This is a genomic window from Uliginosibacterium sp. TH139 (assembly GCF_002855595.1).
GTDB lineage: Bacteria > Pseudomonadota > Gammaproteobacteria > Burkholderiales > Rhodocyclaceae > Uliginosibacterium > Uliginosibacterium aquaticum.
Window position 1 is genome coordinate 405687 of sequence record NZ_PKRR01000004.1, and the last position, 25894, is coordinate 431580.

Below are 25894 nucleotides of genomic sequence, written 5' to 3' on the forward strand. Positions count from 1 at the left end.
GACCGGAGTTAAATCATGGAACACAAAACGATCAAGCGTATCGGGGCTGCGTCCTTGGTGGGTCTTCATGTTTTCAGTTTTCCGGCTTGGGCGCAGGTGTGCTCTGCCACTAATGGATTGGGGGCTGTTTTCTCAGTAATGGGAGATGGTCAAATTAACCTTAAAAACGATGGTGAAAACGGGCAGTGCAACCCGACGTTCTATAACGCAAATCAGGTTAATGCAAATCCGGGCAATTTGATTATGTCTGGCACTGATGCTAACAAGAAAAACTGTCAGTCTTTTGCTTCCTCAGGCGATGTGACATCAAACAATTCGACGTCGTTGAAAGTTTCTGGATCGTCAATCCCTGCGCGAACTCTGCCTACCTACATAGAAAGTAGTTCGGCCTTTGATATTAGCTTTCCTAATAGCAACCAGATTCAGTATGGCAACGCCCTTGGAGGGAGCTCAAATGCCGACTCAAACGGCCAATATACATTGGAGAGAGACAGCAGGGCGGTTGTTGTCTCCAAATCGGGTAGTGTTTATACCCTACCAGGTGGGGAATATGATCAAATATCAATATCTAATGGCAATAGTATTGTTTTTTCTGCGCCTGTCAGAATAAAGCGACTTTCCATGGGGGGGTGCAACGGGGCGGGAGTGACGTTTGCACAGGATGTCGATGGTGCTGTAATTCCACAGAGCAATATCAACCAAATTGATTGGCCCGCTGCATGTAACGTCAGCACGGCTGGGCCGGGTGTGACGACGTTGAATGTTTTGGGTAAAAACGTTTCTGGAAGTGTGATTGGCCTTGAATTGAATGGCGGGCCTACCTGCGTGAACTACACTAATTGCTCTGCAGAAAAGGACTGGGCCAATATGGACGCCCAGCACCCTGAGCGTTTACAGATAAACGTTTATAACGGTACGATGACTACGCAGGGTAATTTCAGCTTAGCTGCTGGTGTCTATGTCGCTGATGGCGATTTCAATATGGGTAATGGTTCGCCTGTGACCATTGTTGGTGAAATTCTGGCTAAGAACGTAATTGCTCAGAATAACTCTCAGACGAAATTTTTCTCAAAAACCACAACCAGTGCGGTGCCCCGCACTGGAGCTTATTCGCTGACCCCGCCCGTCACAGAACTGATTACAGATAAAGACTCCTTGGTCTATCGAGCCCTGCAGAAGGATCAGCCGGGCACTTCAGGCCACCTGCAAGCGTTCAAGCTCAAGGACGACAGTTCGCAGAACACTACGCCGGAGTGGGATGCGACGGATGTGTCGGCGAGCAAGATGAGCGCAGATAATCGTCTGGCCAAGCTGCGCACGGAAACCACGAACTGGGCGAGTGCGAGCACGGATTTTGAAGCCTTGAGCAATACAGCTTCGGGCGCCACACTGGCTCAGGCCTGCGCGGTAAATCCCACTCAGATGGCGTGCCGGATTACGGGTGACAAGCGTCTGGCGACTTCCATGGTGGGGGTGCCTTGGCGCGTAGCACCACTGTTGCTCGGCGATTCGGTGTTGTTCGCTACTGACGACGGAATCCTGTATTCGGTCGACAAGACCAATGGCAACCTGAATTGGGGCTGGATCCCGCGTGATGTACTGGCCGAGAGCCAGGCTGCGTTGAGTTCCACGCCCATGAAGCTGATGGAAGCACATCCCTGGGGGCAGATTGCGTCAGTGCAACTCTTGGAGGATGACGTGTCATCTACAGCAGGCGCAAAGGTCACGCGTACTTACGTGACTGGAACGGCTTTGGGTGGCAAGCTGCATTTCTCGATCCGAGTTAGTAACGACGGTAAGTCGCTCGACAAGGTCGTGTGGCTGGATTCACGCACGAGCGAGTATTCACCGGGCTCTGCAGGCAACACCAATGATGGCGAGGCAGGTTGGAGCAGTGGCGTGTATGGTCGTCCGTATGGTGGTGCTGCACCAGTAGGGGCGGTGATGGGCGGCAACAAGGTTGCCTATGTGGTGGGCGGCAAGCTGGTGACACGTGAGGTGAATACCGATGTTGCTGCTGTGGAACGCAATTTCACTACCGGTGGTGAGATGGCGTCTGCTTCCTCCTCGGCGGCAAGCTCCGCTTCTTCCAGTGCAACCAGTTCGGCAGCCTCGTCCGTGACGAATTCTGCCGCCAGTGTTACACCCAGCAGCAACCTGTTGTATGTGGATGACAACGCGATCTACTTCGGTGCGGAAGACGGTAAGGTTTATAAGACCAAGAGTACAGGGGTGATCGAAACAGGTGAGTACAGCGTCGACAAGCTGCGGACTTATCGCACTGGCGGCTCGGCTAGTGCGGTGTGGTACGTGAATGGCAGCAAGATCGCCTCGGCCAGTGGTAATGGTCTGATCCTGCTGGCGCAGACCAAAACTCACGTGACGGCCTTGAAGTACTTCTCGGACAAATGGACTTTTGCCTGGCAGACCGGCATCAATGCTTCGACGAAGCTGGGTGAATCCGACCCAGCGACTAATCCGAGCATCAGCGTTCTGGCGAGTGACAATGCTTATCTCTCTGCTCCGGCCGACATCATCAATGGTGTGGTGGTGTTGTATTACACGAAGAAGCCAAGTGAGTGTGACATCAAGGGCTATACCTTCGGTCCGCTGAAGCTGCTTGATGGAACGGATGCGCGCGGGAATTCTCAATTCCGGATGACGGACATGACCAGCCTCGATAACTATGTGGGTCTTGGTGATGCTACTGGCGGAGCGTTTACGCGCTTTAAGGGCAAGCGTGCGATTCTGGCGGGTACCGGGGGGGATCCGGGAAATTCGGGCGATACGGCGGCAATTACTCCAGCTGAAAACGCATTCCGTGAGCGCCTGAATTGGCGTGAACTGACTAATTTCTTCTGATGAGAGCAGGCGTCATGAGGAAAAAAAATGGTTTTACTTTGATCGAATTGATGATCACTGTTGCGGTGATTGGTATTCTTGCCGCGATAGCCTATCCGAGCTTCATTGACTATGTGCGAAAAACAAAATTTGCCCATGCCAAGGATGGTGTGATGCAGATTGGTGCTCAACTGGAACGTCTAGTCGCGCAGGCGAGTTCCTATCCTTCAGCACAGCCAGCGCTTGGTAACGAGTATGCGGATGTGACCTTCAGCTACGGTCGCTCTGACACTAACCGCGATTACTCTCTTGGCGGTGCCATGACGTCCTGGAAGGTGTGGGTGGGTATCAACTCTAAGGGAACGCGTTGCGGCTGTTCGGGTGGATCATGCGAGGCACCGTCTTCATCGTCGTTTGGTGCAACAACGACCTCCTGCCCGTCCGGAACCAGTGCGTTTTGAGGGAGGTCGAGGGCGTCAGCCTGCTTCGCTGATGTAATGGGTTGATATCAAGAAAAGAGCCGTCGGGTCAAAGCCGGACGGCTCTTTTCTTGATTTTGCGCCAGCCTATTTCCCCGTGACGGGTTTCCAGTCTGGAGCCAGTTCGAAGAGTCTCAAGGCGGCAGCCTTGGCCGCGGTTTCGCTACCGAGGTCGCGTTCATAGACCATGCCGTCCTGATTGATCATGAAGCTCTTTATGCCACTGATGCCATAGCGCTCCGGCCATGCCAGTACGGCAAAACCGCCGATCTGGTATTTGCCGGTCTGGTATTGGCGGGCTCCGCCTTGGGCTGATTTCCCCTGGCCTGGCAGCATGCGGTAGCGATAGCCGAAGTAGGCGCCCGGCTCTCCGCTATGGCCGGCAGCGCTCAGTTCTGAGGCGCGCGCAACCAGTGGCCCGAGGGGGCTGGCGGGCTTGCCGGGGGCATCGGGCCAGTAGAGGCCGTCCTGTTTGCCGGGGCTGCTTTCGATGCGTCCGGCGTATTCGCCGGCACGACCCGGCTCGCGTGCGGCCATCAGGAAATATTCGTCCTGCGCCAGAGCGATCTGTTTGAGCACTTCAATGGTGGTGAGTTCATTCAGGCCAATGCGGCGGTTGATGAGTTCGTCTTTGCCAGCCTTGGTGTCGAACTGCCAGCCCGTTGCGGTTTTTCGCAGCGGAACAGGGAAGGGGTAGTGGGCCTTGCCAACGATCAGGATCTGCAGGCCGCTCCGGCTACGCTCTAGTTTGTGGTACGTGTCGTAGGCTTTATTGAAGCGCTCCCAGGTGTTTATGTCTTCATCAATGTTGTCACTCAGGACGAATTCATGGCTTCCTGGGCCAAGTACTTCCAGAATCTGGCCCGCATCCTTGGCTTTCAGGGCGGAGGAGAGTGCTGCCGCTGCGGCCTCCGGTGAGGGGTAGCTACGGGATGACTGGGCCGTGGTGGCGAGCGGTAGGGCCAGGCTGAGTGCGAGGATCAGTTTTGCGGGGCTGAATGGTGCTGTATGCCACAGCGATGCGAAGCATTTCATGAGGTCACCTATTAGGGCTGGCTGCACATGAGGAGGGTCAGCGGCGTCCGCCACCACGGCGCCCAGCGCCGCTTCCTCCGCTGAGGGAGCGGCTGTTGCTGCCGCGGGCGCTGAAGTCTCGTGCCTGGCTGCCGTGCTCGACTCCGGAGAAGGCGCCGCTGCGCTCTGCAGTGCCTGCGCTCGGGCTGCGCTCTCCGCGATCGCCGCGATCCATGCCCTGACTGCGATCCTGTACGCCAGCGCCATGGCCGGTTCCACCGGCGCTGCGGTCACTGGTCGAAGGGGCGCGGCCAAAATCCTGACCGAGTTCCTGACGTCCTGATTCTGCGCGTCCGCGGAATTCTTCACGGGCGCGGGTGTCGCGCGTCTGGGCGCTCTTGTCGCCGTATTTCTGGCGCGATCCTTCGCTGGCATAGGGCACGCCGCGGCGGTTCTCCACGTTGTGTTGCCAGTTGCCGTTGTTGATCTTGTTGTAATGATTGACCTGGTTGTAGCGATTAATGTTGATATTGACCGAGCCGCCGCCGTGTCCCCAGTTACAGCCGCCCCATAGCCAGCTTCCGACGATGACGCCGGCAGTGAAGGTGAAGAATGCGGCGCCGGGGACGTAACCGGGCGGGTACCAGTAGTAGGGGGGAGGTGCGGAATACCACCAGGGGCCATAAACCGTTGTCGGGTTGTAGGTCGGCACATAGACCACTTGTGGGTCAGCCGGCTCCACTTTGATGACAGTCTGGCTGCCTTCGCTTGCCGTTGTGACGATCTGTTCTTTGGTGGTTTCTAGCGAGCCAGCCTGCTTGGCCTTTGTGCGCAAGCTTTGTACCGTGTCCATTACTTGCGCTTGCTGACCAAGGAAGGCGTCACCCAGCTTCTGGGTCCAGTCGAGCTTGTCATTCATCATTTCAAGTACGTTAGGGAAGGCGCTCAGCGATTTCACGCTAGGGTCCCATCGCTGCTGCTCCATGGCAGTCTCCAACTTTTTGCCTTCGACTTTAGGGTTGGCTTGTTTCCAGCGTGCCGCTTCAACCACGTCAAGCGGGTAGGTGGACGCCATTAGAATCTGGGCGAGCAGAGCGTCCGGATGCAGGGCGATGGGGGCCAGCAGTTCATCCAGTTCCTGCTGAGAGTAGGTCTTGCCGGAGGATGCCTGGTTGCTGCTCGCTGCGCTTGGTGTGTCTTGCCCAAGCGCTGAGGTAACAGGCAGGCTGCCTGTGAGCACCAGGCTGGCTGAGACCAGCATGGAAACGAAGCGATGCAGGCGAGAGGGCATTGGGCATTCCTCTATGCAGATAGTTCTGGAACTGTATCAGTTCTGTTTGCCCTGAAATTGCGCCCAGAGGGGTGTGTGGCACCCAGCCATCTGCTTGCGGTGTAGCAGGCTTGTTTACCGCAGGAGGGGCGTTTGCGTTCTGCGGGGTTGTCGGGTTGGCCAAGGCTCAGGGCATGAATTGCCCGCCATTCACGTCGAGGATCTGCCCGGTGATGTAGCCCGAACAGGCATGAGAGGCGAAGAACAGGAAGGCCGGGGCAATGTCTTCCGGCTGACCGAAGCGCCCCATCGGGATGCCGGCGCTGATGCGCTGGCGGACTTCCTCGCTCTTGTCGGCATGGAAAGCCGTATCGAACACGCCTGGTGAAATGATATTGAAGCGGATGCCGTCCGCCGTGTGGTAATCGACCCAGTTCTTGTGGATGTTGTGCAGCCAGGCCTTGGCTGCGCCGTACAGCGAGGCACCGGGGCCGCCGCCGGTGTGACCTGCGATCGAGCCGACGCTGATGACTGCCGCCGTTTCGCCCCGTGCTGCTGCCGAGGCTTTCAGGTGAGGCAGGGCCGCCTGAGTGCAGACGAGTGCCGAGCGCATGTTGAGATCTCCGACGGCCTTGTAGAAGTCGTCATCGATGTCTGCCAGCGACTTGCGTCCCACCAGACCGCCGGCATTGTTGATCAGCACATCGATGCCGCCGAAACGGCTGATGAAGTCGTTCACGAGCTTCTTGCAGGCGCTGCTGTCGGAAAGGTCTGCGCAGAAGAACTCAGCTTCACCGCCTTGGCCGCGCATTTCTTCGAGCAGTGAATCCAGCCCTGCAGGTGTGTGGCGGGCGTTGATGCCTACTTTTGCGCCACAGCGGGCGAAGGCCCGGGCAGCACCGAGGCCGATACCCATGCTGGAGCCGGTGATGAGGACGCGCTTGCCTGCAAGATCCTGGAACATGTCGTGTGCCTGCTACGAAAAGGGAGGTCGCAAGGATAGCCTGTGAGCGCGCGATAAAAAAGCCGCCGGGCTTGCGCCGGGCGGCTTATGTGCAATGCGCTGGCTGCTCAGGCGGGCAAGGCGATTTGGTTGTTGGTGCTGAACTGGTAGTCCTTGAACACATGCTCGGCAGTGAGTTGGCGATAGCTGCCGTCCTCATTCTTTGTCGTGGTGTCCTTGAGGCGATAGGTGTAGTGGCCGCAGGTCCAGCAGTCGAAGTTGCGCATGTGGGTGCACAGGCAGGTCTTCTCTTTGACTGACAGCTTCTTCATGCCCGGATTGGCCTCGACGGTCTTGTTGTAGGCCTCGATATAGGCGCAGCCTCCCTTGGCGTCGAGCAGGTAGCCGTAGGCTTCGCAGTTCGGACGAATGCCTGCGCCGATGGCGGGGCTGCTCTTTAGCATGCGCATCGGGTAACCCGTCGGCGATTGCTCATTGACCTCGATGTCTTCTTCGCTAGCCTTGAAGTATTCCTGCTGAACCTTGGCCGGCAAGCCGCATTCTTGAGTCACGGTGAAGCGGGTGGCAACCTGCACCCCGGCCGCGCCCATTTCCATGTAGCGCACGGCATCCGAGCCGGTGAAGATGCCACCGGCCGGGATGACCGGGATGTCCAGTTTTTCGTTCTTCAGCCAGGCCATGACTTCCTCCACGATGCTGGAAAGTTCGTACTTGGCCCAGTCCATCCCGAAGCCGAGGTGACCGCCGGCCAGCGGGCCTTCGACGACCACGTAGTCCGGCAGTCGGTTGGTACGCATGTTTTTGCGGATGAAGAGCTGCAGCGCACGGGCCGAGGACACGATGATGCCAAGCTTGGCGTCGCGGAAGCGCGGGTGATCTTCGATCAGCGAGAAGCTGTTCAGATGCAGGCCCGCGGCGAGTGTGATGCCATCGATACCGGCATCCAGCGCCGAACGCAGACGCACAGCCAGAGTTTCCTTTGGCGCGTTCATGGTCAGTTTTTCCATGCAGTTGATGAAGACCATGCCGGCGCCACGCACCGCTTCCATGGTCTTGCCCACATGTAGCTTGGTGGCTTCAGCCAGCTCACCAAGGCGGAACTGGACGACAGACTTGTCCATGTTCGCGACGTTGAATTTGTAGCGCTGAAGCTTTTCCTTAACGAAGGTGGTGTTGAATTTGCTGTCGGACACGACTTTGATCATGGCATCCGAGATATGGCCAATGCCGCCCAGACGAGCCGCCTCTAGCGCCAAGGCGGAGGTCGAGATATCCACGCCCATACCACCGATCATGATCGGCACCAGTTCGCGATTGCCGAAAGTGAGGCGAAAGTCGTCAAGTTTCTTCATTGCTGTTTCCTGGTGGAACCGCAGTACTGCGGGCGCGCTTGCAGGAGCGCTTTTCTCTGTAGGGTCTTGCTGTCGACAGGAAAAGCCCGCCGGGGTTCAAAACCGCGCGATTGTACCGGGTCTACGCTCCGGCTGTCCTGAATCTTGTGCGCTCGGGCTGCTTGTGCGGCGCGGGGAAATGCAGGGATCCGGTTCCGCGCAGCTATAATCCGCGCCTCACGCCCCATTCTTATGAAATCGGATTTGCCATGTCTTCCCAGCTTAATACCCTGCTTGCCCTGTCTCCGCTCGATGGCCGCTATGCCGCCAAGCTCGATCCGCTACGTCCGCATTTTTCGGAGTACGGCCTGATCCGCAACCGGGTTCGCGTCGAGATCGAATGGCTCAAGGCTTTGGCTGCGGACGCCCGCGTGCCGGAAGTGCCGGCCTTTTCCGCCGCCACGCTGGCTGAGCTGGATGCTGTGGCTGCCGGTTTCTCGGAAGCCGATGGCGACGCGATCAAGACCATCGAAGCGCGCACCAATCACGACGTGAAGGCCATGGAGTACTGGCTGCGCGACCGCTTTGCGAACAACGCCGAGGTCAGCAAGGCCGCTGAGTTCATCCACTTCGCCTGTACCTCGGAAGACATCAACAATACCTCGCACGCGCTGATGCTCAAGGAGTCGCGCGACGCAGCCTTCCTGCCGCAATTCGACAAGGTGGTCGCGCGCTTCGTTGAGCTGGCCCATCTGCTTGCTGATCTGCCGATGCTTTCGCGCACCCACGGTCAGCCGGCCAGCCCGACCACGCTGGGCAAGGAAATGGCCAACATCGCCTATCGCCTGCGTCGCGCTCGCAAGGCCATCGCAGCGGTGGAGATGACCGCCAAGTTCAACGGCGCGGTCGGTAACTACAACGCCCACCTGTCCGCCTATCCGGAAATCGATTGGGCCGCGCACAACCAGGCCTTCATCGAATCGCTGGGTCTGGTGTTCAACCCCTACACGATCCAGATCGAGCCGCATGACTCGATGGCCGAGCTGTTCGACGCCATCGCCCGCGCCAACACCATGCTGATCGATGCCTGCCGCGACATCTGGATGTACATCTCGCTCGGCTTCTTCAAGCAGAAGCTCAAGGACGGCGAAGTCGGTTCCTCGACCATGCCGCACAAGGTCAATCCGATCGACTTTGAAAATGCTGAAGGCAACTTCGGGGTGTCGAATGCCGTGCTGAAGCATTTTTCCGAAAAGCTGCCGATCTCGCGCATGCAGCGCGACCTGACCGACTCCACCGTGCTGCGCAACATGGGTGTGGCCATCGGTCACAGCCTGCTCGGTCTGGATTCCTGCCTGCGTGGCCTGAACAAGCTCGAAGCCAATCCGTCCGCGCTGTCTGCCGATATCGACAATGCCTGGGAAGTGCTGGCCGAGCCGATCCAGACCGTGATGCGTCGCTACGGCTTTGATAACCCCTACGATCAGCTCAAGAAAATGACCCGTGGTGCCGGCATCAGCAAGGAAGCCCTGCAGGAGTTCGTTGCCACGCTGGACATCCCGGCGGCCGACAAGGCTCGCCTGCTGGCGATGACCCCGGCCAGCTACATCGGCGCTGCTGCAGAACTCGCGAAAAAGATCTGACGCTGACTGCATGAGCGATCCTCGTCCCATCGGTGTATTTGATTCCGGCCTGGGCGGTTTGTCCGTCCTGCGCGAAATCCGTGCGCTGCTGCCGAACGAGGATCTGCTCTATTGCGCTGATTCCGGCCACGCACCGTATGGTGAAAAGCCGCAACACCTGATTGCCGCACGCTCCCTGGAGTTGTGCGGCTTTCTTTTGGAGCAGGGCGCCAAGGCGCTGGTGATTGCCTGCAACACCGCTACCGCCGCGGCCGCGCAGGCGATCCGCGAGCGCTGGCCGGATGTGCCGGTGATCGGCATGGAGCCGGCCGTGAAGCCTGCTACCGCTGCGACCAAAAATGGCGTGGTCGGCGTGCTTGCGACCACCGGAACGCTGGAAAGTGCGCGTTTTGCGGCGCTGCTTGATCAGTTCGGGAAGGACGTGCGTGTATTGACGCGTTCCGGTACGGGCCTAGTCGAAGCGGTGGAGCGTGGTGAACAGAGCTCTCCCGCTTTGCTCCGGCTGCTGGCATCGCATCTGGAACCTTTACTGGCAGGGGGGGCAGACGTGATCGTGCTGGGTTGTACTCATTATGTGTTCCTGCGTGAGCAAGTTGAAGCCCAGGTGGGGGGGGATGTACGGGTGATCGACACCGGCGCGGCGGTGGCCCGTCAGCTACAGCGCAAACTCGCTGCAGAGAGTTTGCTGGTTGATAGGCAAATTGCAGGGCACGCGCGTTTCTGGTGCAGTGGTGTGGCCGGGCAAGTTTCGCCAGTGCTTGAACAGCTCTGGCCGGGCGCCGGCGAGGCTCAGTCTCTGCCCGAGTCGGCGTGTCTTTCAGAAAAGAGTGAGGAAGCGTGATGAATGTGGCCTATCTGTGCATCCTGATTGCGGCCTTGCTGCCTATCCTGCTGGCCGGCGCAGCCAAGGCGGGCGGCCGGAAGCTTGGCGTGTCCTACGATAATGCTGCGCCACGTGCTTCGCTTTCGCAGCTGTCTGGGTGGCCGCAGCGCGCCAACTGGGCGCAGCAGAACAGTTGGGAAGCTTTTCCTGTGTTTGCTGCCGCAGTTCTGATGGCCTTGCAGGCGGGGCTGGATGTACGCATGGTGGGTCTATGGGCCAGCGCTTTTGTGTTTGCCCGCTGTGCCTATTCGGTGTGCTATCTGCTGGATCTGGCTGCGGCGCGCTCACTGTGCTGGATGGCCGGCCTATTCATCTGCATGCGTTTGATGATGGCCGCGATCTGAAGGCAGCCGCCTTCAGCTTCGCTTCCCGCTGCCGTTAATCCCGGGATGAGCCCGGAAAACCTCCAGACGCTGGCCGAAGTCGATGAAGAAGTGGCGAGGCTGGTCTCGTCCGGCATCCGCATTCCACCCCAGCCGAAAATCGTGCAAGAAGTGCTTGCAATGCTGCAGGCCAACCAGCTTGATTTGCGCGAAATGGCCGAGACGATCTCAGCCGATGCCGGCCTGACCGCCATGCTCTACAAGATCACTCGCTCGGCGGCATTTGCGCGGCGGCGGGCACCTCAATCGGTCGAGCAGATTCTGGCGCTGGTGGGGATCCGCCAGGCAGCCCAGTTAGTGCAGTGTTACGGCCTGACTACCGCATTGCCGGGCAATGTTAACGTCATGAATCAGTTCTGGGTGCGCTCTGGTGAGATCGCCCAGCTTGCCTCCGTAATTGCCCATGAGCGGGTCGCGGTGTGCAATATTTTCCCGGAGCAGGCCTATATGGCCGGCATCTTTCATGATTGTGGTGTGCCGGTCTTGATGCAGCGCTTTCCTGGCTATTGCAATGCTACGGGTGTGGACGGCCGGGCGCAGAAATGGGCCGATGTGCGCGAAGAGGACCGCCACTTCCAAGTTGATCACTGCTCGATCGGTTATCTCCTGGCTCGCCACTGGCGCCTGCCTGATTTTGTTGCCCAGGCTATTCGCAATCATCACGATTTGCAGCGTTTGAATGCCAGTGCCTCACGCTCAATGGCCGCCGTGTTGCAATTGGCTATTCAGCTTTATCTGGCAGAGCAAGGATTGAGCAATCCCGAGTGGGTGGAATGCCACAGTCTGGTGCTTGAAGATCTAGGCCTGCATTCCGATGATCTGCAGTTGTTTTGTGATGAAGTTCTGGACCTCTATCACGGTCTGGAGTGAATTATTTCCTGCGCAATGCCAAGCAGGCGGCGCATTGTTGCAGGGCTTTCATTAGAATCAGGCACGCTACAAAATCTAACAGACTGACTGAACGCATGCCTTTTGCCATAGATACCTGCGCCGCCATGCATATTGGCGACCGAACCGACCAGCAGGACCGCGTGGCAATCCTGCCGCACCCAACGCGTTCGGATTGCCTGCTGGCTGTGCTGGCGGATGGCATGGGGGGGCATACAGGGGGCGCGATCGCTGCTCAGCAGGTGATCCTCAAGGCCAAGCAGAACTTCTCCAGCTATCAGCCAGGCAGTGAAAGCACTGCCGAATTCCTGCGCAGCGTGATTGAAGAAGCGCATGTGGTGATCAAGCTCACGCGTTTCACCAGTGAGGCGGATCCGCACAGTACGGCGGTGGTGATGGTGTTGCGCCCTGGTCATGCAGACTGGGCGCACTGTGGTGATTCGCGTCTGTATCACTTCCGGCGTGGCAAGCTGGTGGTGCATACGCCTGATCACTCGCTGGTGGGTGAGTTGATTCGGACCAATCGCATCACGGAAGAGATGGCGCTGCATCATCCGCAGCGCAACCTGCTGCTTTCTTGCCTGGGCGCGGAGAAAGAGCCGCGCATTGACTATGGCGGCGCACCTGTTCTGGAACCTGGCGACTGCTTTGTGCTGTGTTCCGATGGCTTGTGGGGGCTGATCGGTGATGACGAACTGGGCAAGACGCTCAACGAGCTGGACGCCCGTTCGGCAGCACGTGTGCTGATCAATGCCGCACGCAGTCGCGGTGAGGGCGTGGGGGACAACATCTCGCTGGCCATCGTGAAGATCGTGCCGATCTGATTGTTTCGGGCTGGCGAGAACTTTGTACCTCAATCACCTGTAGCGGACATTCGCTCCGAAGTCAGCTCGACAGGGGCATCCTGCCGATCAGGGCAAATACCCGATGCGGGATGCGCAGCGGCTCTGCCGGAGAGCGTGTCGTCAGCATGGCTGCGTGCGCGGTATCGAAGCGATGCACTGCCTCGGGTGACAGGCTGGCTGCCACGCCCGCGCTGGCCCGGATGCGCCCGCGCCAGCCTGCATGCGAGTAGAGGACGTCCTCGTCGTAGGTAAAGGATTGCAGGGCGTGAAAGCCGGCGCCCGTGAGGTCGGCTAATTCCTTGTAATGAACGCCGTGGCCGCTGTGGCCGCGCCAGTCCGGGTTGTGTTCAAGGATCAGCTTTTCAGTGGCCTCAACCACCGTGCCGGGCCAGGGCAGCCAGTCGAAATGCGTGCACAGCATTAGGCCGCCGGGACGCAGCAGGTGCGCGCACATCGCGGCAGCACGCGGGCGGTCGAACCAGTGCCAGCATTGCCCGGCGCTGATGAGGTCGAAGCTGGCGGCGGGCAGGGTGCTGTCTTCGATGCGCGCAAGTACGTAATCCGTACTGACACCAGCCTCCGCATCCAGCTCGCGTGCCTGGGCGATGAGTTCGGCCGATGGATCGAGACCTGTCACCAAGCAGCCACGCCGGGCAAAACCGCGCCCGAGGCTGCCGGTGCCGGTTCCGATATCCAGCACGCGCTGCCCGTTGATGCCGACGCCGTAGACGGTGAGGCGGGTGAAGAGCGAATCGGGAAAGCCTGCCCGGTGGCGGCGATAGTCCTGGGCGGTCAGCCCGAAATTCACGCTGTTCATGTCTTGCTCCTGCGAGATGAGGGAGCAGGCATTTCAAGGCGCGCGGGAAAGCTGCGTCAATCTTGACTGGCTCAATCAAGCTGTTCGGCATGCGGGCTGCATGCCATGATGCGGCATGACCCAGCTCATCGATTCCACGACTGCCGCTGCCTTGCTTGGCGTGTCGCGCCAGACGCTCTACAGCTACGTCAGCCGGGGGCTGTTGCGGGCTCAGGTAGCCTCCGACGGGCGCGGCAAGCGTTATCGCCGCGACGAAGTCGAGCGCCTGCTGCGCCATGCCGTGCAGACCCGCAAGCCGCGCGCGGCGGCCGGTGCAACGCTGGATTTTGGGTTGCCGGTGCTGGCCTCCGCGCTCACCCTGATTGCCGAGGGGCAGCTTTGGTATCGCGGCCAGAATGCCATCCAGCTTGCAGCGACGGCTTCGCTAGAAGAGGTGGCCGCGCTGCTGTGGCAATGCGAGGCCAGCGTCTTCGTTGGGCCGATGGCAGTGCCCGCCGCCGCAAATCCCGTGGTCCCGGCATCGCTGGCGCCATTGGAACGTGCGCTGGCGGTTTTCCCGGCTCTCGCCCTGCAAGTGTCAAGCTTGCCTGTGAATGCCGATTCTGCGGCGCAATACGCGCGTTGCGTGTTCCTGCTGCGGGCGATGGCCGCAGCCTTGCTTGGCTGCGCCTTGTCGGCCGGGCCGATCCACCAGCAGTGCGCGCAGGTTTGGGGGCTGGACGCCGACGGCGCACAGCTTGTCCGCCAGGCTCTGGTGCTGTGTGCTGACCATGAGCTGAATGCCTCCAGTTTCACGGCACGCTGTGTGGCTTCGACCGGTGCGCAAATGCATGCTGCCTTGCTTGGTGGGCTGGCTGCCTTGTCCGGTCCTCGCCACGGCATGGCCAGCGAGCGCGTGGAGGGCTGGCTGGATACATTGAGTTCAGCGACGACTATTGCCGAGTTGCGGCAAGCGCTGGCAGAGCAAAAATCCGTACCGGGTTTTGGTCATCGTCTGTATCCGTTCGGCGATCCGCGTGCGCGTTGCATCCTCGCGGCACTGCCTGTAGAACCAATGCTGATGCGGCTCTGCGAGCAGGTCGAAAAGCAGTTCGGCGAGTACCCCAATCTCGATTTTGCGCTGGTCGTCTTGCGGCGCAGCCTTGGTTTGCCGCGCCATAGCGCCAGCATCCTGTTCGCGCTGGGGCGCACGGTGGGCTGGCTGGCGCACGCGCTGGAACAGCGGGCGCAGCACAAGCTGATTCGGCCGCGCGCGCATTATGTTGGCGAGCCGATTCCCGTCGCTTCTGAGGGGCGTCCCGCAGGGCGTATCGTGCGGATGGGGCGCGACGCCGATTGAGCGTGCTACGGCGTCGGTCCCGACAATAAAACGGCCACGCAGTGCGTGGCCGTTTTGTCTAACAGCGATGAGTGGCTCAGCTTGCGTAAGCGTCCATCGGCACGCAGGCGCAGAAGAGGTTGCGGTCACCATACACATCGTCGATACGATTCACGCTCGGCCAGAACTTGTTCTCCCGCACATACGGCAGCGGGAAGACGGCTTCGTCGCGTGAGTAGGGGTGAGCCCACTCGTTGCTGATCACATCCAGCTGGGTATGCGGTGCGTTCTTCAGCGGATTGTCGTCTGCCGGCAGTTCGCCCGCTTCGATGCGGCGTATTTCATTGCGGATTGCTCGCATCGCGGCGATGAAGCGATCCAGCTCGCCGAGGTCTTCCGACTCGGTTGGCTCCACCATGATCGTGCCGGCCACCGGGAAACTCATGGTTGGGGCGTGGAAGCCGTAGTCCATCAGGCGCTTGGCGATGTCCACTTCGGTGATGCCGGTCGCGGCCTTGATCGGGCGAATATCCAGAATGCATTCGTGGGCGACGCGCCCCTGGCTGCCCATGTAGAGCACCGGGTAGTCGTTCTTGAGCTGATTGGCCACGTAGTTGGCATTCAGGATCGCGACTTCGGTCGCCTGCTTGAGGCCGCTGCCGCCCATCATGCGGATGTACATCCACGAGATCGGCAGGATGCTGGCCGAGCCGAAAGGCGCGGCCGACACGGCGCCCTGACCGGCGTGCGCGCGGCCTTCATTGCCGGTAGCAGCAACGGCGTGGTCCGCCATGAAGGGCGCGAGATGCGCGGCCAGACCGATCGGGCCCATGCCGGGGCCGCCGCCGCCGTGCGGGATGCAGAAGGTCTTGTGCAGGTTGAGGTGGCAGACATCCGCGCCGATGAAGCCGGGCGAGGTGAGGCCCACCTGGGCGTTCATGTTGGCGCCGTCCATGTAGACCTGACCGCCGGCGGCATGGGTCAGCGCGCAGATCTCGCGCACCGCTTCTTCGAATACGCCGTGAGTCGAGGGGTAGGTGATCATCAGGGCGGCGATCTTGTCGCCATGCGCGGCGATCTTGGCCTTCAGGTCGGCTACGTCCACGTTGCCATTGTCGTCGCAGGCGACCACGACGACTTCCAGCCCGCACATCTGCGCGGTGGCCGGGTTGGTGCCGTGGGCAGACTTCGGAATCAGGCAGATGTTGCGCTGCGCATCACCGCGTGCGGCGTGGTAGCGGCGGATCGCCACGAGGCCGGCGTATTCGCCCTGAGCGCCGGAGTTGGGCTGCATGCAGATCGCCGGGAAGCCGGTGACGGCACGCAGATAGTCTTCCAGCCCCTGGATCATTTCCAGATAGCCGACTGCCTGATCACGCGGCACGAAGGGATGCATGGCGCCGAATTCGGGCCAGGTCACCGGGATCATTTCGCTGGTGGCGTTGAGCTTCATGGTGCAGGAGCCCAGCGAGATCATCGAGTGGTCGAGCGCCAGATCCTTGTTCTGCAGCTTTTTCAGATAGCGCAGCATCTCGTGCTCGGTGTGGTGGGTGTTGAACACCGGATGCGCAAGGATCGCGTCGCTGCGCAAGAGTTCGGCAGGCAGACGGGCGCCGGCCACGGCCTGATCCAATGCCTCGATATCGGCCTGTACACCGAAGGCGCCGAACAGCGCAGCGAGATCGGCGCGGGTGTGGGTTTCATCGAAGCTCACGCCGAGCACCGTGGCGGAAACGCGGCGCAGGTTGTAACCCGCGTCCAGCGCGGCTTGCAGGATGGTGGCGGTCGCTTCGCCGGTGTCGATGTCGAAGCTGTCGAAGAAATTGTGGGCGCGCAGCGCAAAGCCGGCGTCCGACAGTCCTGCGGCGAAGAGCTTGGCCAGGCGGTGGATGCGCCGGGCGATGGTGCGCAGGCCTTCGGGGCCGTGATACACCGCGTACATGCCGGCCATGTTGGCGAGCAGCACCTGCGAGGTACAGATGTTGGAGTTGGCCTTCTCGCGGCGGATGTGCTGTTCGCGGGTCTGCAGCGCCATGCGCAGCGCCGTCTTGCCGCGCGCATCCTTCGAGACGCCGATGATCCGCCCGGCCATGCTGCGGGCATTCGATTCATGGGTGGCGAAGAAGGCGGCGTGCGGGCCACCAAAGCCCATCGGCACGCCGAAACGCTGGCCGGAACCGAAGGCGATGTCTGCGCCCATTTCGCCCGGGCTCTTCAGCAGTACCAGCGCCATCAGGTCGGTGGCCACGGCCACAGCTGCACCGCGCGCCTTGGCGGCGGCGATCAGTGCGCTGTAGTCGGCGATCTCTCCGCTCACGTTCGGGTACTGCAGCAAGGCGCCGAAGGCATCCTGATCGGCCGCCTGTGCAGCCGGCGCTATCACGAGTTCATAACCGAAATACCCGGCGCGGGTCTTCACCACATCGATGGTCTGCGGGAAGCAGGCGGCGTCGACGAAGAAGACATTCGACTTCGATTTCGACATGCGGCGCGCCATCGTCATCGCTTCGGCGGCGGCGGTGGCTTCGTCCAGCAGCGAGGCGTTGGCCAACTCCATGCCGGTGAGATCGCACACCATCTGCTGCCAGTTCAGCAGTGCTTCCAGGCGGCCTTGAGCGATTTCGGCCTGGTAAGGCGTGTAGGCGGTGTACCAGCCCGGGTTCTCCATCACGTTGCGCAGGATCACCGCCGGGGTGTGGGTGCCGTAGTAGCCCGTGCCGATCAGCGAGGACTTAAGCGCATTCTTGCCGGCAATCGCCTTCAGCTCGGCCAGCGCTTCCTGCTCCGGTGCGGGGCCAGCGATTGGCAGCGGGGCTGGCAGGCGGATGTCCGCCGGCACGGTCTGGGCAATCAGCTCATCCAGCGAGGCCGCGCCGAGGGCGGCGAGCATCTGCGCCTGCTCGGCGGAATTGGGGCCGAGATGGCGGGCGATGAAGGCAGCGCGGGCTTCGAGGGCGGAGAGGGAGGATGTGGGGTGGGACATGAGCTTCTTTCCGGTGGGGCGGGGAGGTCAGTTCTTTTTGTTACTGGCGCTGCGCTTGAAGCGCAGCAGCACGAAGCCGATCCAGACGGCTATCAGCAGCGCGGTAAGCCACTTCCCGCGCGTGAGCACGAGCATGGCGAGGCACATGCCTGCCGCCACGATGGCGTACATGAGTACTTCCTTGATCGGATCGCGGGGCGGCTTTTGCATGTATGCAAGTCAGACCGTTCAGGGTGAGGGGACTCGCCAGGAACGGCCTGCTGGTTGGGGGGAAAGATCAGGCGGCGTCGACGATTTTGGCGTAGCCGGCGGCATCGAGCAGAGCATCGATGTCGTCCAGATTGGCCGGTTTGATCTTGAACAGCCAGGCGCCGTAGGGATCGGTGTTGATCGACTCGGGGGCGTCGACAGCGGCGGTGTTGGCCTCGATGATTTCCCCGGCGACCGGCGCGTAGATGTCGGAGGCGGCCTTGACGGACTCGACCACGGCGACTTCCTCGCCGGCCTTCACCACGCGGCCGGCTTCCGGCAGTTCGAGAAACACGATGTCGCCGAGCGCGCCCTGAGCGTGATCGGTGATGCCGATGGTCAGGGTATTGTCCGGTTCCTTGCGGATCCATTCATGGGATTCGGCGTAGCGCAGGTTGGCGGGGATGCTCATGTCTTGCTCCTTGATGAAATTGAAATGAGGGGTGTTCGAAATAGGCTTCAGACCAGTACCTTACCGCGGCGCACGAAGGGCAGCTTCACTACGCGGGCGGCAAGGCGCTTGCCGCGGATGTCGACTTCGACCTTGTCGCCCACCTCCACACCTGCCGGTACGCGGGCGAAGGCGATTGACGCATTCATGCTTGGGGCAAAGCTGCCGCTGGTAGTCTCGCCCTCGCCGTGCGCCGTGAATACTGGCATGTGGCCACGCAATACACCGCGATCTTCAAGCAACAGGCCGACGAGTTGGCGGGCCGGCGCTTTGGCTTCGAGTGCGGCGCGACCGATGAAGGCGCGCTCGCCTGAAAAGTCGACTGTCCAGGCCAGGCCCGACTCGAGTGGGCCGACGGACTCGTCCATGTCCTGACCATACAGATTCATGCCGGCTTCAAGCCGCAGTGTGTCGCGTGCGCCCAGACCAATCGGGGCCACGCCCTGGGCGGCGAGGGCATTCCAGATTTCGATGGCGCGTCCGGCCGGGAAGATCAGTTCGTAACCCGCTTCGCCTGTGTAGCCAGTGAAGCAGATCATCAGCTCATCCATGCGGGCGGCCTGGAAGTACTTGAGCGAGGACGCTGTGGCTTCGGTGTCGGGCAGGGCGGCCCACACCTTGGCCTGGGCGTTCGGGCCTTGTACCGCGATGATGGCCAGATCACGGCGCGGGCTGATTGTGACGTTGCCACCGCCGGGCAGTTTGCTGGCGACTTTGCGCATCCAGGCGACGTCCTTGTCGGCGGTGCCGGCATTCACGACGATGCGGTAATCGTCCTGAGCAAAGAAATAGACGATCAGATCGTCGATGACGCCTCCATCCTCCTGCAGCATGCAGGAGTAGAGCGCGCGCCCCTCTTCGGTGAGCTTGGCCACATTGTTGGCGAGCAGGATCGAGAGGAAGGCTTGCGCACCCGCGCCGCAGACATCGATCGGTAGCATGTGGGAGACGTCGAACATGCCGGCATCTGCGCGCACGGTCTTGTGTTCTTCGAGTTGGGAGCCATAGTGGATCGGCATGTCCCAGCCTGCGAAATCGACGATCTTGGCGCTGGCGGCTGCATGCACGGGGTAGAGCGGGGTCTGTTTGGCCATGTTTTTCTCGGTACCGAACTGCGGGCAAATGAAAAGGGCTGAGTGCACGACGTGCTTCAGCCCCCATCTGTCCTTGGTACCTGAGAGATTGCGCCTGAGAACTTCATAAGGTGGCTGTACGAACCGGCTACTGCGCTCGCCCACTCGCCGTACTTGCGTACTGTCTGCGCGGACCGCCTTGTTGCCGACTTGCTTGCTCACCTTCTGAAGCACCCGGTCGATACGACGCGTGCCCCTTCGGTGGATGCCTGTGAGGCATCGCTCTCCAGATTTTTGATCTTCGTTCGGTCCTTTTGCCTGAGCGTTCCCGGGGGGTTGCGCCTTCGGCGGTCCAAGCGGACTCTCTCCCGAACGAGTCGCGACTGTACCTGTTCGCCCGGGGCAACTCAAGCTGTGCGCAGCAGTATGGAGCGTCTATCCGAAGGGGCTCTTCATCAGCAGCAGGATGCCGGCATTGGTCAGAAAGTGGGCAGCGATACTCAAGGCCAGATTGCGTTGTGGGCCGGCCATCCAGCCATAAAAAAGGCCCGCCAGCGCGCTGAGTGCCGCAAAGGGCAGCCCCCAGGGCAGATGGACCAGCCCGAACACCAGGCTGCTACAAGCCAGCGCCAGTGCAAAGGTGTAGCTTTGGGGCGCAAGCAAGGTTTGCAGGCTGCCTTGCAGCCAGCCGCGGAAGAAAGCTTCTTCGGCATAGACGGTGAGGAACAGATTGCCCAGTAGCCACAGGCTGGCGCCAGGCAGCCAGCGAGGATCTGGTCGCGCCAGACCAAGCAGCCAGGCTAGAGCCGGGAAAGCGAGACAGCCGGCGAGTAGTGCCCAGTGCCGAAGCTGGATGCGTACTGGCGGGACGGGTTGAAGTGCCCACAACAGGATCAGGGCGGCCAGTCCCTTGTCGTAATGCCAGCGCAGCAAGCCATTGCCACCTCGGCCAAAGTCCTCCTGCCAGATCAAAGACGAAAAGCCTGGTAGCAGATGCAGGCTGGTGGCAAGCGCCCACATCGCGATCAGGCTCGGTAACCAGGGTTGAAGGCGGGAAGGGAGCTGAGGGCGCGCCAAGATCAGCAGCAGGACGGGGAGCAGGGCAGGCAGGGCCTGAGCTGAAAGAATGTCTCCGATCAGGGCGCAGAGTAGCGAGAAGGCCCCGGCAAACTGACTGGCCCGCCCGCTGCTTGGGTGCAACGCCAGCAGCAAGGCTGCGAAGAGCAGGCCAAAGGCAGCCAGCGAGGGAAAGGGAGGCGTCAGCATGCGGGGCAGGGTGCCGGCCGCGTGCCAACAGGTCAAGTTCCGGCTGCTACACTCGGCGTATGAATACCATCATCAATGCCGATCTGCACTGCCACTCCACCGTTTCCGACGGTTTGCTTGCACCCCGTGAGGTGGTGCGCCGTGCTCATGCCAATGGTGTCACCCTGCTGGCGCTCACCGATCACGATGAACTGGGTGGGCTCGCCGAGGCGCGTGATGAAGCTGCAGCGCTGGGTCTGGGGTTCGTGAACGGGGTGGAGATTTCGGTGTCCTGGCTGGATCAGTCGGTGCATATCGTCGGCTTGGGTGTGGATGTGGCCTCTGCTGAGCTCGTCGAGGGCCTGGCTCAGGCGCGCAGCGGGCGAGATTTGCGAGCTCGCCAGATGAGCGATGGGCTGGCGAAAATCGGTATCCGTGGCGTCTATGACGGAGCCCTGAAGTATGTGGGCAACCCGGCGCTGATCTCGCGTGCCCACTTTGCACGCTATCTGGTCGAGATCGGCATTGCCCGCGATGTGGCGAAGGTATTCGATCACTATCTGGTGCGTGGCAAGCCTGGCTTTGTTGAGCATGAGTGGGCGAGTCTCGAGGCTGCACTGGGCTGGATTCATGCGGCCGGCGGCATTGCGGTGATCGCTCATCCTGGGCGTACACGGGTCAGCAAGGCGGGTATGGAGCAGCTCTACAGTCGTTTCAAGGACCTGGGAGGCGAGGCCATCGAGGTTGTGTCCGGCGTACAGTGTGGCCCGGAAGCGCTGGCGGCCGCCCGCGTGGCGCGGCGTTTCGGCTTTCTCGCCTCGCGGGCCTCGGATTTTCATGGCCCCGGTGAGAGTGCGATCGACATCGGCCGTGCTGAACCGCTGCCACCGGATCTGACGCCGGTATGGGAGCGTTTGGTGTAAGGTGCCGCCTTCCTTTACGCCGCGCCGATCGCTCAGCCATGGCCCAGTTTTTTGAAATTCACCCCGAACATCCCCAGCCGCGCCTGATCCGTCAGGCGGCTGAAATCCTGCGCAAGGGCGGTTTGATTGCGGTGCCGACCGATTGCGCTTATTCGCTGGTGGGGCACGTTGGCGATGCGGCGGTGCTGGATCGTATCCGGCGCATCAGGGGAGTGGATGAGCGCCACCACTTCACCTTGATGTGCCGTGATCTGTCTGAAATCGCGACTTTTGCACGTGTTGATAACGCCCAGTACCGACTGCTCAAGGCCACCACGCCGGGAGCCTACACCTTCATTCTCGAAGGCACCAAGGAGCTGCCACGGCGGGTACTGCATCCCAAGCGCAAGACCATCGGTCTGCGTGTGCCTGATCACCTTGTGCTCAGCGCCTTGCTCGCTGAACTTGGCGAGCCGCTGCTTTCCTCCACGCTGCTACTGCCTGATGAGGAGTTGCCGCCGACGGATGCCGACGAGATCCGTTCGCGCCTGGAGCGTCAGCTGGATCTGGTGATCGAGTCGGGCCCCTGCGGACTGGAAACCACCACCGTGGTCGACCTGAGTGGCGAGGAGCCCGAGTTGCTTCGTGCAGGCAAAGGGGCGCTGGCGCCGTTGGGTCTATAAAATAGGCTTGCCATGAACGACTTCATTTATAACGTCGCTGTCTGGGCGATCCCTGTGGTACTCGCCATTACCCTGCACGAAGCTGCGCACGGCTATGTTGCCCGGATGTTCGGTGATCCGACTGCGCACATGATGGGGCGGATCACGCTGAACCCCCTCAAGCATATTGATCCAGTAGGAACCTTGCTTGTGCCGGGTGGCATCGTACTGATGAACGCCATCACGGGTGCGAGCTTTCCGCCATTTGGCTGGGCCAAGCCGGTGCCGGTTGATTTCGGGCGTTTGCGCAAACCCAAGGCGGATATGCTGTGGGTGGCAGCGGCGGGGCCGGCTTCCAATTTCGTACAGGCCATCGTCTGGGCCTTGCTGGTGGGTTTTCTGGTCCGCATGCAGGGCTCGCCGGACTCTTTCTGGTTTGATCTGGCTCAGCGTGGCATGTTGGTCAATGTGGGGCTCATGCTGATCAATCTGGTGCCCGTGCCACCGCTCGATGGTGGGCGCATTGTGGTGAGCTTGCTGCCGCTGCGCCAGGCATTGGCTTGGTCACGATTGGAGCCCTATGGTTTTTTCATCCTGATCGGCCTGCTGTATTTCGGCATCCTCGATTACGTGCTGCGCTACGTTGCGCAGCCGATTCTGTCCTTCCTGATGTTCTTTACCGGGCTGTAAGCGTGGTAACTGTTAAAGCCATGGGCTTGCATGGGCTTGTGAAGGCGTTGCTGCCGGAGTGCTTGAGTCGAGCAGAAGGCGTGTTTGCGATGGATGGGCGCGGGCGGGAGTCCTGCTGTATGGCTGGCCGGCTGAGCCTCGGTGGCGCGTGATGAGCGAACTGGCGCAACAGGAGCCGGTGCAAGGGGAGCTGGTGCTCGCCCGCATTCATGGCGAGCCGCTACGCGAGATGCCGAAGGATCTCTACATCCCACCGGATGCGCTGGAAGTCTTCCTGGAAACTTTCGAAGGCCCGTTGGATCTTTTGCTCTACCTGATTCGCCGTGCCAACGTAAATGTGCTCGATATCCCGATGGCGCCGCTGACCGAGCAATATCTGGCCTACGTGGATGCCATGCGTTCCACGAATCTCGAGCTGGCGGCAGACTATCTGCTGATGGCTGCAACCCTGCTCGATATCAAGTCGCGCATGCTCTTGCCCAAACCTCCGCGCGAAAAAACCGACGATAGCGAGGAGGATCCGCGTGCAGAGCTGGTGCGACGCCTGATGGAGTACGAGCGGATCAAGCTTGGTGCCCAGTTGATCAACAGGCAGCCACGCGCCGAGCGTGACTTCGAATGGGTTGCGGTGCATGTGGCAGAGAAGACGGTCGAACGCCTGCCTGACGTCAGCCTGGCGGATCTGCAGACGGCTTGGCTGGCTCTGCTTCAGCGCGCACGCCTGAGTCGTCACCACCAGATTTCTCGCGACGAACTCTCGGTGCGCGAATACATGACATCTATTTTGCGTCGTCTTCGGGAGGCTGGGGACGTGCCTTTCGAAGCGCTTTTTGAATGCACACATGGCGTGGCGAGTGTGGTTGTAGGCTTTCTGGCAGTGCTTGAGCTGGTGAAGGAGCGCTTGGTACACGTCACTCAGAATGCGCCGATGGAGGCGATTTATGTCCGACTCAATGAATCCGGCGCTGCTGACGCCGCCTGAGCAGGAGATGGCCGACGCAGAGGTTGTTGCGACGGCCTCAGTCGCCGAGCTGCTGGCGACGGGGATTGACGTCCGTTTTGCCAAGCAGGTGCTTGAGGCGGCCTTGTTGTCTGCGCAGGATCCCTTGCCGCTTGCCGTGCTGCGGCGGGTGTTTGAGCCGGATCTGGGGACGCCGGTTTTGCTGCGCCTGCTGGCCGATCTGCAGGTCGATTGGCATGGAAAATCGGTGGAGTTGGTACGTCTGGCCAGTGGTTGGCGGTTCCAGACCCGGGCCGAATTTCAGCCCTGGCTGGAGAGGATGAAAGAGACCCGTGCGCCGCGCTATTCGCGCGCGGTGCTGGAAACCTTGGCGATCATCGTGTATCGTCAGCCCGTCACGCGCGGCGACATTGAAGATATTCGCGGCGTGGCCGTTTCCAGCCAGATCATAAAGTCGCTGGAAACCCGTGGCTGGATCGATACGATCGGCCATCGCGACACACCGGGCCGCCCGGCCCTGTATGCGACCACCAAACAATTTTTGGATGATCTCGGCTTGCGCAGCCTGACGGAGCTGCCTCCTCTGGCCGAGCTTGAAGGAGTACTCGATCTTGTCGATACCGCAGAAGCCGCGTCGTCCGCGCTCGCCCAATCAGAAGAAGAACAGCCCGCTGCGCCGTCCGGCCCAGCCAATGCAAGCAGCGCCGGAGATTGACTTCGATTCGCCTGACTTCATCGAGGGCGAGCACGATGGTCAGCTCGCTTTCATGGGGCGCCTCGAGCAAACCCGTGATCTCGACCTGGGCGTGCCCGGCGGCGGTCGCTGGGGGCGTGGCGGTTCAGGGGGGGCTAGTAAAGTTGTCATGCTGCCCGGCGAGCGCATCCAGAAAGTGCTGGCGGAAGCGGGCTACGGTTCCCGTCGCGAAATTGAAGAATGGGTCGTGGCTGGCCGAGTCAGCGTGAATGGCGAGCCTTCGTTTTTGGGGCAGAAAATAGGCCCAACTGATCGCGTGAAGGTTAATGGCAAGCTGGTCAGTCTGCGCTTTGCAGCTGAGCAGAAAAAGCGTGGCCCGCGTGTGTTGGTCTACCACAAGCCGGAAGGCGAGATTGTTTCCAAGGATGATCCGGAAGGCCGCCCGAGCGTATTTGATCGCTTGCCGACGATCAACAAGGGACGCTGGATTGCCATTGGCCGCCTGGACTTCAATACCTCTGGTCTGCTGCTCTTTACCGATAGCGGCGAGTTGGCCAATCGCATGATGCACCCTCGCTACGAGATCGAACGCGAATACGCTGTGCGCCTCCTGGGAGAGCTGACTGAAGAGCAGATCAAGCAACTTACCGACGGCATCGTGCTTGAAGATGGTCCTGCCAAGTTCGCTACCCTGCGTGATGAAGGGGGCGAAGGTTCGAATCACTGGTATCGCGTAACGCTGTCTGAAGGCCGTAACCGCGAAGTGCGCCGCATGTTTGAAGCCATCGGCCTCACTGTGAGCCGTCTGATGCGTGTGCGTTATGGCAAGGTGGAGCTGCCGAGTCGTCTCAAGCGTGGCATGTACGAAGAGATGCAGCCAGAACAGGTTGCTGTACTCACCGGGCAGCCGGTTGAGAAGCGTCAGCAGCGTCCGGACGAAAAACGTCGTGCAGAGAAATCCAAAGGCCCGCGCAGCACCCGTCCGCATGTGAAGGAAGCCGCTCCGCGCCCTGAGTTGGCGGAAGGTGGAGAGCGCTCCGGATCTGCCAGACGCCGTCCGCGCCGTAACAAGCCACGTCCGGAGGGGCAAGGGCAGGTTCGCCCCGAAGGGGCTGCGGCACCTCAACAGGCGGCCGTCGTGGTAGATGGGGCTGCACCCGCGGCCCGCAAGCCGCGTCGTTCGCGCGGGCCACGGCGTGCGCGTCCGGCGGCTCCGCCCGAGGCTTGATCTGTAAGGGCTTATTACGAGACCGGCATTTACGGATGCCGGTCCGCGTGCTAAACTCCACGCGTTTTGTTGATTCGGGT

General features: G+C 60.7%; 24 protein-coding genes and 1 riboswitch. Of the genes, 14 read left to right on the top strand and 10 right to left on the bottom strand.

Annotation, left to right across the window (positions count from 1 at the left end; all coding sequences use genetic code 11):
* Positions 1-15 precede the first annotated feature (15 nt).
* Positions 16-2862, top strand: a complete 2847-nt coding sequence (locus tag C0V76_RS11695; protein WP_143707415.1) for a hypothetical protein — start codon at positions 16-18, stop codon at positions 2860-2862.
* A gap of 14 nt (positions 2863-2876) precedes the next feature.
* Positions 2877-3302 (top strand): type IV pilin protein, encoded by a 426-nt coding sequence (locus tag C0V76_RS20390; RefSeq protein WP_173893990.1) that lies wholly within the window; start codon positions 2877-2879, stop codon positions 3300-3302.
* Between the two features lie 105 nt (positions 3303-3407).
* Here the strand turns inward: C0V76_RS20390 and C0V76_RS11705 are convergent, their stop codons facing one another.
* From C0V76_RS11705 to C0V76_RS11720, 4 genes are all read right to left on the bottom strand, one after another.
* Positions 3408-4355, bottom strand: a complete 948-nt coding sequence (locus tag C0V76_RS11705) for a DUF2950 family protein (RefSeq protein WP_158239229.1) — start codon at positions 4353-4355, stop codon at positions 3408-3410.
* 37 nt (positions 4356-4392) lie between these two features.
* Positions 4393-5625, bottom strand: coding sequence for a DUF3300 domain-containing protein (locus C0V76_RS11710; RefSeq protein ID WP_101942581.1), 1233 nt, complete (start codon positions 5623-5625; stop codon positions 4393-4395).
* 166 nt (positions 5626-5791) lie between these two features.
* Positions 5792-6568: an SDR family NAD(P)-dependent oxidoreductase gene (locus tag C0V76_RS11715; RefSeq protein ID WP_101942582.1), complete on the bottom strand. Its 777-nt coding sequence runs from the start codon at positions 6566-6568 to the stop codon at positions 5792-5794.
* Between the two features lie 107 nt (positions 6569-6675).
* Entirely contained in the window at positions 6676-7920 is a 1245-nt protein-coding gene (locus tag C0V76_RS11720; RefSeq protein ID WP_101942583.1) for a nitronate monooxygenase, read from the bottom strand.
* 248 nt (positions 7921-8168) lie between these two features.
* Here C0V76_RS11720 and purB point away from each other — a divergent pair, with 248 nt between their 5' ends.
* The 5 genes from purB to C0V76_RS11745 all read left to right on the top strand — a co-directional run bounded on the left by purB (position 8169) and on the right by C0V76_RS11745 (position 12520).
* The gene (purB, locus tag C0V76_RS11725) at positions 8169-9542 is read left to right on the top strand and encodes an adenylosuccinate lyase (protein ID WP_101942584.1); all 1374 of its coding nucleotides are present in this window, start codon (positions 8169-8171) and stop codon (positions 9540-9542) included.
* Positions 9543-9552: 10 nt separating this feature from the next.
* The gene (gene murI, locus C0V76_RS11730; protein WP_101942585.1) at positions 9553-10383 is read left to right on the top strand and encodes a glutamate racemase; all 831 of its coding nucleotides are present in this window, start codon (positions 9553-9555) and stop codon (positions 10381-10383) included.
* On the top strand, positions 10383-10769 hold the full coding sequence (locus C0V76_RS11735; protein WP_101942586.1) for an MAPEG family protein: 387 nt from the start codon (positions 10383-10385) through the stop codon (positions 10767-10769). The genes murI and C0V76_RS11735 overlap by 1 nt, the downstream gene beginning before the upstream one ends.
* A 45-nt stretch (positions 10770-10814) precedes the next feature.
* Positions 10815-11678, top strand: coding sequence for an HDOD domain-containing protein (locus C0V76_RS11740; protein WP_101942587.1), 864 nt, complete (start codon positions 10815-10817; stop codon positions 11676-11678).
* Between the two features lie 95 nt (positions 11679-11773).
* Entirely contained in the window at positions 11774-12520 is a 747-nt protein-coding gene (locus C0V76_RS11745) for a PP2C family serine/threonine-protein phosphatase (protein ID WP_101942588.1), read from the top strand.
* A gap of 61 nt (positions 12521-12581) precedes the next feature.
* Here C0V76_RS11745 and C0V76_RS11750 read toward each other — a convergent pair whose 3' ends face one another.
* Complete coding sequence (locus tag C0V76_RS11750; RefSeq protein ID WP_101942589.1) at positions 12582-13358, bottom strand: class I SAM-dependent methyltransferase; 777 nt, start codon at positions 13356-13358, stop codon at positions 12582-12584.
* A gap of 115 nt (positions 13359-13473) precedes the next feature.
* Here C0V76_RS11750 and C0V76_RS11755 point away from each other — a divergent pair, with 115 nt between their 5' ends.
* Positions 13474-14697: a citrate synthase family protein gene (locus C0V76_RS11755; protein WP_101942590.1), complete on the top strand. Its 1224-nt coding sequence runs from the start codon at positions 13474-13476 to the stop codon at positions 14695-14697.
* Positions 14698-14773: 76 nt separating this feature from the next.
* Here the strand turns inward: C0V76_RS11755 and gcvP are convergent, their stop codons facing one another.
* The 5 genes from gcvP to C0V76_RS11780 form a co-directional block, all read right to left on the bottom strand.
* Complete coding sequence (gene gcvP, locus C0V76_RS11760) at positions 14774-17659, bottom strand: aminomethyl-transferring glycine dehydrogenase (RefSeq protein WP_101942591.1); 2886 nt, start codon at positions 17657-17659, stop codon at positions 14774-14776.
* Between the two features lie 27 nt (positions 17660-17686).
* Positions 17687-17869, bottom strand: coding sequence for a hypothetical protein (locus tag C0V76_RS19930; RefSeq protein WP_101942592.1), 183 nt, complete (start codon positions 17867-17869; stop codon positions 17687-17689).
* Between the two features lie 67 nt (positions 17870-17936).
* On the bottom strand, positions 17937-18320 hold the full coding sequence (gene gcvH, locus C0V76_RS11770; RefSeq protein ID WP_101942593.1) for a glycine cleavage system protein GcvH: 384 nt from the start codon (positions 18318-18320) through the stop codon (positions 17937-17939).
* Between the two features lie 47 nt (positions 18321-18367).
* Positions 18368-19453, bottom strand: a complete 1086-nt coding sequence (gene gcvT, locus C0V76_RS11775; RefSeq protein WP_101942788.1) for a glycine cleavage system aminomethyltransferase GcvT — start codon at positions 19451-19453, stop codon at positions 18368-18370.
* A 275-nt stretch (positions 19454-19728) separates the two neighbouring features.
* Positions 19729-19813, bottom strand: a riboswitch (glycine riboswitch).
* 54 nt (positions 19814-19867) lie between these two features.
* Entirely contained in the window at positions 19868-20698 is an 831-nt protein-coding gene (locus C0V76_RS11780) for a CPBP family intramembrane glutamic endopeptidase (RefSeq protein WP_143707416.1), read from the bottom strand.
* Between the two features lie 59 nt (positions 20699-20757).
* Between C0V76_RS11780 and C0V76_RS11785 the strand changes: the two genes are divergently transcribed.
* The 6 genes from C0V76_RS11785 to rluB all read left to right on the top strand — a co-directional run bounded on the left by C0V76_RS11785 (position 20758) and on the right by rluB (position 25814).
* Positions 20758-21600, top strand: a complete 843-nt coding sequence (locus tag C0V76_RS11785) for a 3',5'-nucleoside bisphosphate phosphatase (RefSeq protein ID WP_101942595.1) — start codon at positions 20758-20760, stop codon at positions 21598-21600.
* 38 nt (positions 21601-21638) lie between these two features.
* Positions 21639-22262, top strand: a complete 624-nt coding sequence (locus C0V76_RS11790; RefSeq protein WP_101942596.1) for an L-threonylcarbamoyladenylate synthase — start codon at positions 21639-21641, stop codon at positions 22260-22262.
* Positions 22263-22274: 12 nt separating this feature from the next.
* Positions 22275-22931 (top strand): site-2 protease family protein, encoded by a 657-nt coding sequence (locus C0V76_RS19660; protein ID WP_143707417.1) that lies wholly within the window; start codon positions 22275-22277, stop codon positions 22929-22931.
* A gap of 151 nt (positions 22932-23082) precedes the next feature.
* Positions 23083-23913 (top strand): ScpA family protein, encoded by an 831-nt coding sequence (locus tag C0V76_RS11805; protein WP_101942599.1) that lies wholly within the window; start codon positions 23083-23085, stop codon positions 23911-23913.
* Positions 23885-24607, top strand: a complete 723-nt coding sequence (gene scpB / locus C0V76_RS11810) for an SMC-Scp complex subunit ScpB (protein ID WP_254048229.1) — start codon at positions 23885-23887, stop codon at positions 24605-24607. The genes C0V76_RS11805 and scpB overlap by 29 nt, the downstream gene beginning before the upstream one ends.
* Positions 24585-25814: a 23S rRNA pseudouridine(2605) synthase RluB gene (rluB, locus tag C0V76_RS11815; RefSeq protein WP_371460164.1), complete on the top strand. Its 1230-nt coding sequence runs from the start codon at positions 24585-24587 to the stop codon at positions 25812-25814. The genes scpB and rluB overlap by 23 nt, the downstream gene beginning before the upstream one ends.
* The last annotated feature ends 80 nt before the right edge of the window (positions 25815-25894 follow it).

Excerpts from the sequence above, each read along its gene's own strand:
- C0V76_RS11695 (WP_143707415.1), top strand. The coding sequence starts at position 16 with ATGGAACACAAAACGATCAAGCGTATCGGGGCTGCGTCCTTGGTGGGT.
- C0V76_RS20390 (WP_173893990.1), top strand. The coding sequence starts at position 2,877 with ATGAGGAAAAAAAATGGTTTTACTTTGATCGAATTGATGATCACTGTT.
- C0V76_RS11705 (WP_158239229.1), bottom strand. The coding sequence starts at position 4,355 with ATGAAATGCTTCGCATCGCTGTGGCATACAGCACCATTCAGCCCCGCA.
- C0V76_RS11710 (WP_101942581.1), bottom strand. The coding sequence starts at position 5,625 with ATGCCCTCTCGCCTGCATCGCTTCGTTTCCATGCTGGTCTCAGCCAGC.
- C0V76_RS11715 (WP_101942582.1), bottom strand. The coding sequence starts at position 6,568 with ATGTTCCAGGATCTTGCAGGCAAGCGCGTCCTCATCACCGGCTCCAGC.
- C0V76_RS11720 (WP_101942583.1), bottom strand. The coding sequence starts at position 7,920 with ATGAAGAAACTTGACGACTTTCGCCTCACTTTCGGCAATCGCGAACTG.
- purB (WP_101942584.1), top strand. The coding sequence starts at position 8,169 with ATGTCTTCCCAGCTTAATACCCTGCTTGCCCTGTCTCCGCTCGATGGC.
- murI (WP_101942585.1), top strand. The coding sequence starts at position 9,553 with ATGAGCGATCCTCGTCCCATCGGTGTATTTGATTCCGGCCTGGGCGGT.
- C0V76_RS11735 (WP_101942586.1), top strand. The coding sequence starts at position 10,383 with ATGAATGTGGCCTATCTGTGCATCCTGATTGCGGCCTTGCTGCCTATC.
- C0V76_RS11740 (WP_101942587.1), top strand. The coding sequence starts at position 10,815 with ATGAGCCCGGAAAACCTCCAGACGCTGGCCGAAGTCGATGAAGAAGTG.
- C0V76_RS11745 (WP_101942588.1), top strand. The coding sequence starts at position 11,774 with ATGCCTTTTGCCATAGATACCTGCGCCGCCATGCATATTGGCGACCGA.
- C0V76_RS11750 (WP_101942589.1), bottom strand. The coding sequence starts at position 13,358 with ATGAACAGCGTGAATTTCGGGCTGACCGCCCAGGACTATCGCCGCCAC.
- C0V76_RS11755 (WP_101942590.1), top strand. The coding sequence starts at position 13,474 with ATGACCCAGCTCATCGATTCCACGACTGCCGCTGCCTTGCTTGGCGTG.
- gcvP (WP_101942591.1), bottom strand. The coding sequence starts at position 17,659 with ATGTCCCACCCCACATCCTCCCTCTCCGCCCTCGAAGCCCGCGCTGCC.
- C0V76_RS19930 (WP_101942592.1), bottom strand. The coding sequence starts at position 17,869 with ATGCAAAAGCCGCCCCGCGATCCGATCAAGGAAGTACTCATGTACGCC.
- gcvH (WP_101942593.1), bottom strand. The coding sequence starts at position 18,320 with ATGAGCATCCCCGCCAACCTGCGCTACGCCGAATCCCATGAATGGATC.
- gcvT (WP_101942788.1), bottom strand. The coding sequence starts at position 19,453 with ATGGCCAAACAGACCCCGCTCTACCCCGTGCATGCAGCCGCCAGCGCC.
- C0V76_RS11780 (WP_143707416.1), bottom strand. The coding sequence starts at position 20,698 with ATGCTGACGCCTCCCTTTCCCTCGCTGGCTGCCTTTGGCCTGCTCTTC.
- C0V76_RS11785 (WP_101942595.1), top strand. The coding sequence starts at position 20,758 with ATGAATACCATCATCAATGCCGATCTGCACTGCCACTCCACCGTTTCC.
- C0V76_RS11790 (WP_101942596.1), top strand. The coding sequence starts at position 21,639 with ATGGCCCAGTTTTTTGAAATTCACCCCGAACATCCCCAGCCGCGCCTG.
- C0V76_RS19660 (WP_143707417.1), top strand. The coding sequence starts at position 22,275 with ATGAACGACTTCATTTATAACGTCGCTGTCTGGGCGATCCCTGTGGTA.
- C0V76_RS11805 (WP_101942599.1), top strand. The coding sequence starts at position 23,083 with ATGAGCGAACTGGCGCAACAGGAGCCGGTGCAAGGGGAGCTGGTGCTC.
- scpB (WP_254048229.1), top strand. The coding sequence starts at position 23,885 with ATGAATCCGGCGCTGCTGACGCCGCCTGAGCAGGAGATGGCCGACGCA.
- rluB (WP_371460164.1), top strand. The coding sequence starts at position 24,585 with ATGCAAGCAGCGCCGGAGATTGACTTCGATTCGCCTGACTTCATCGAG.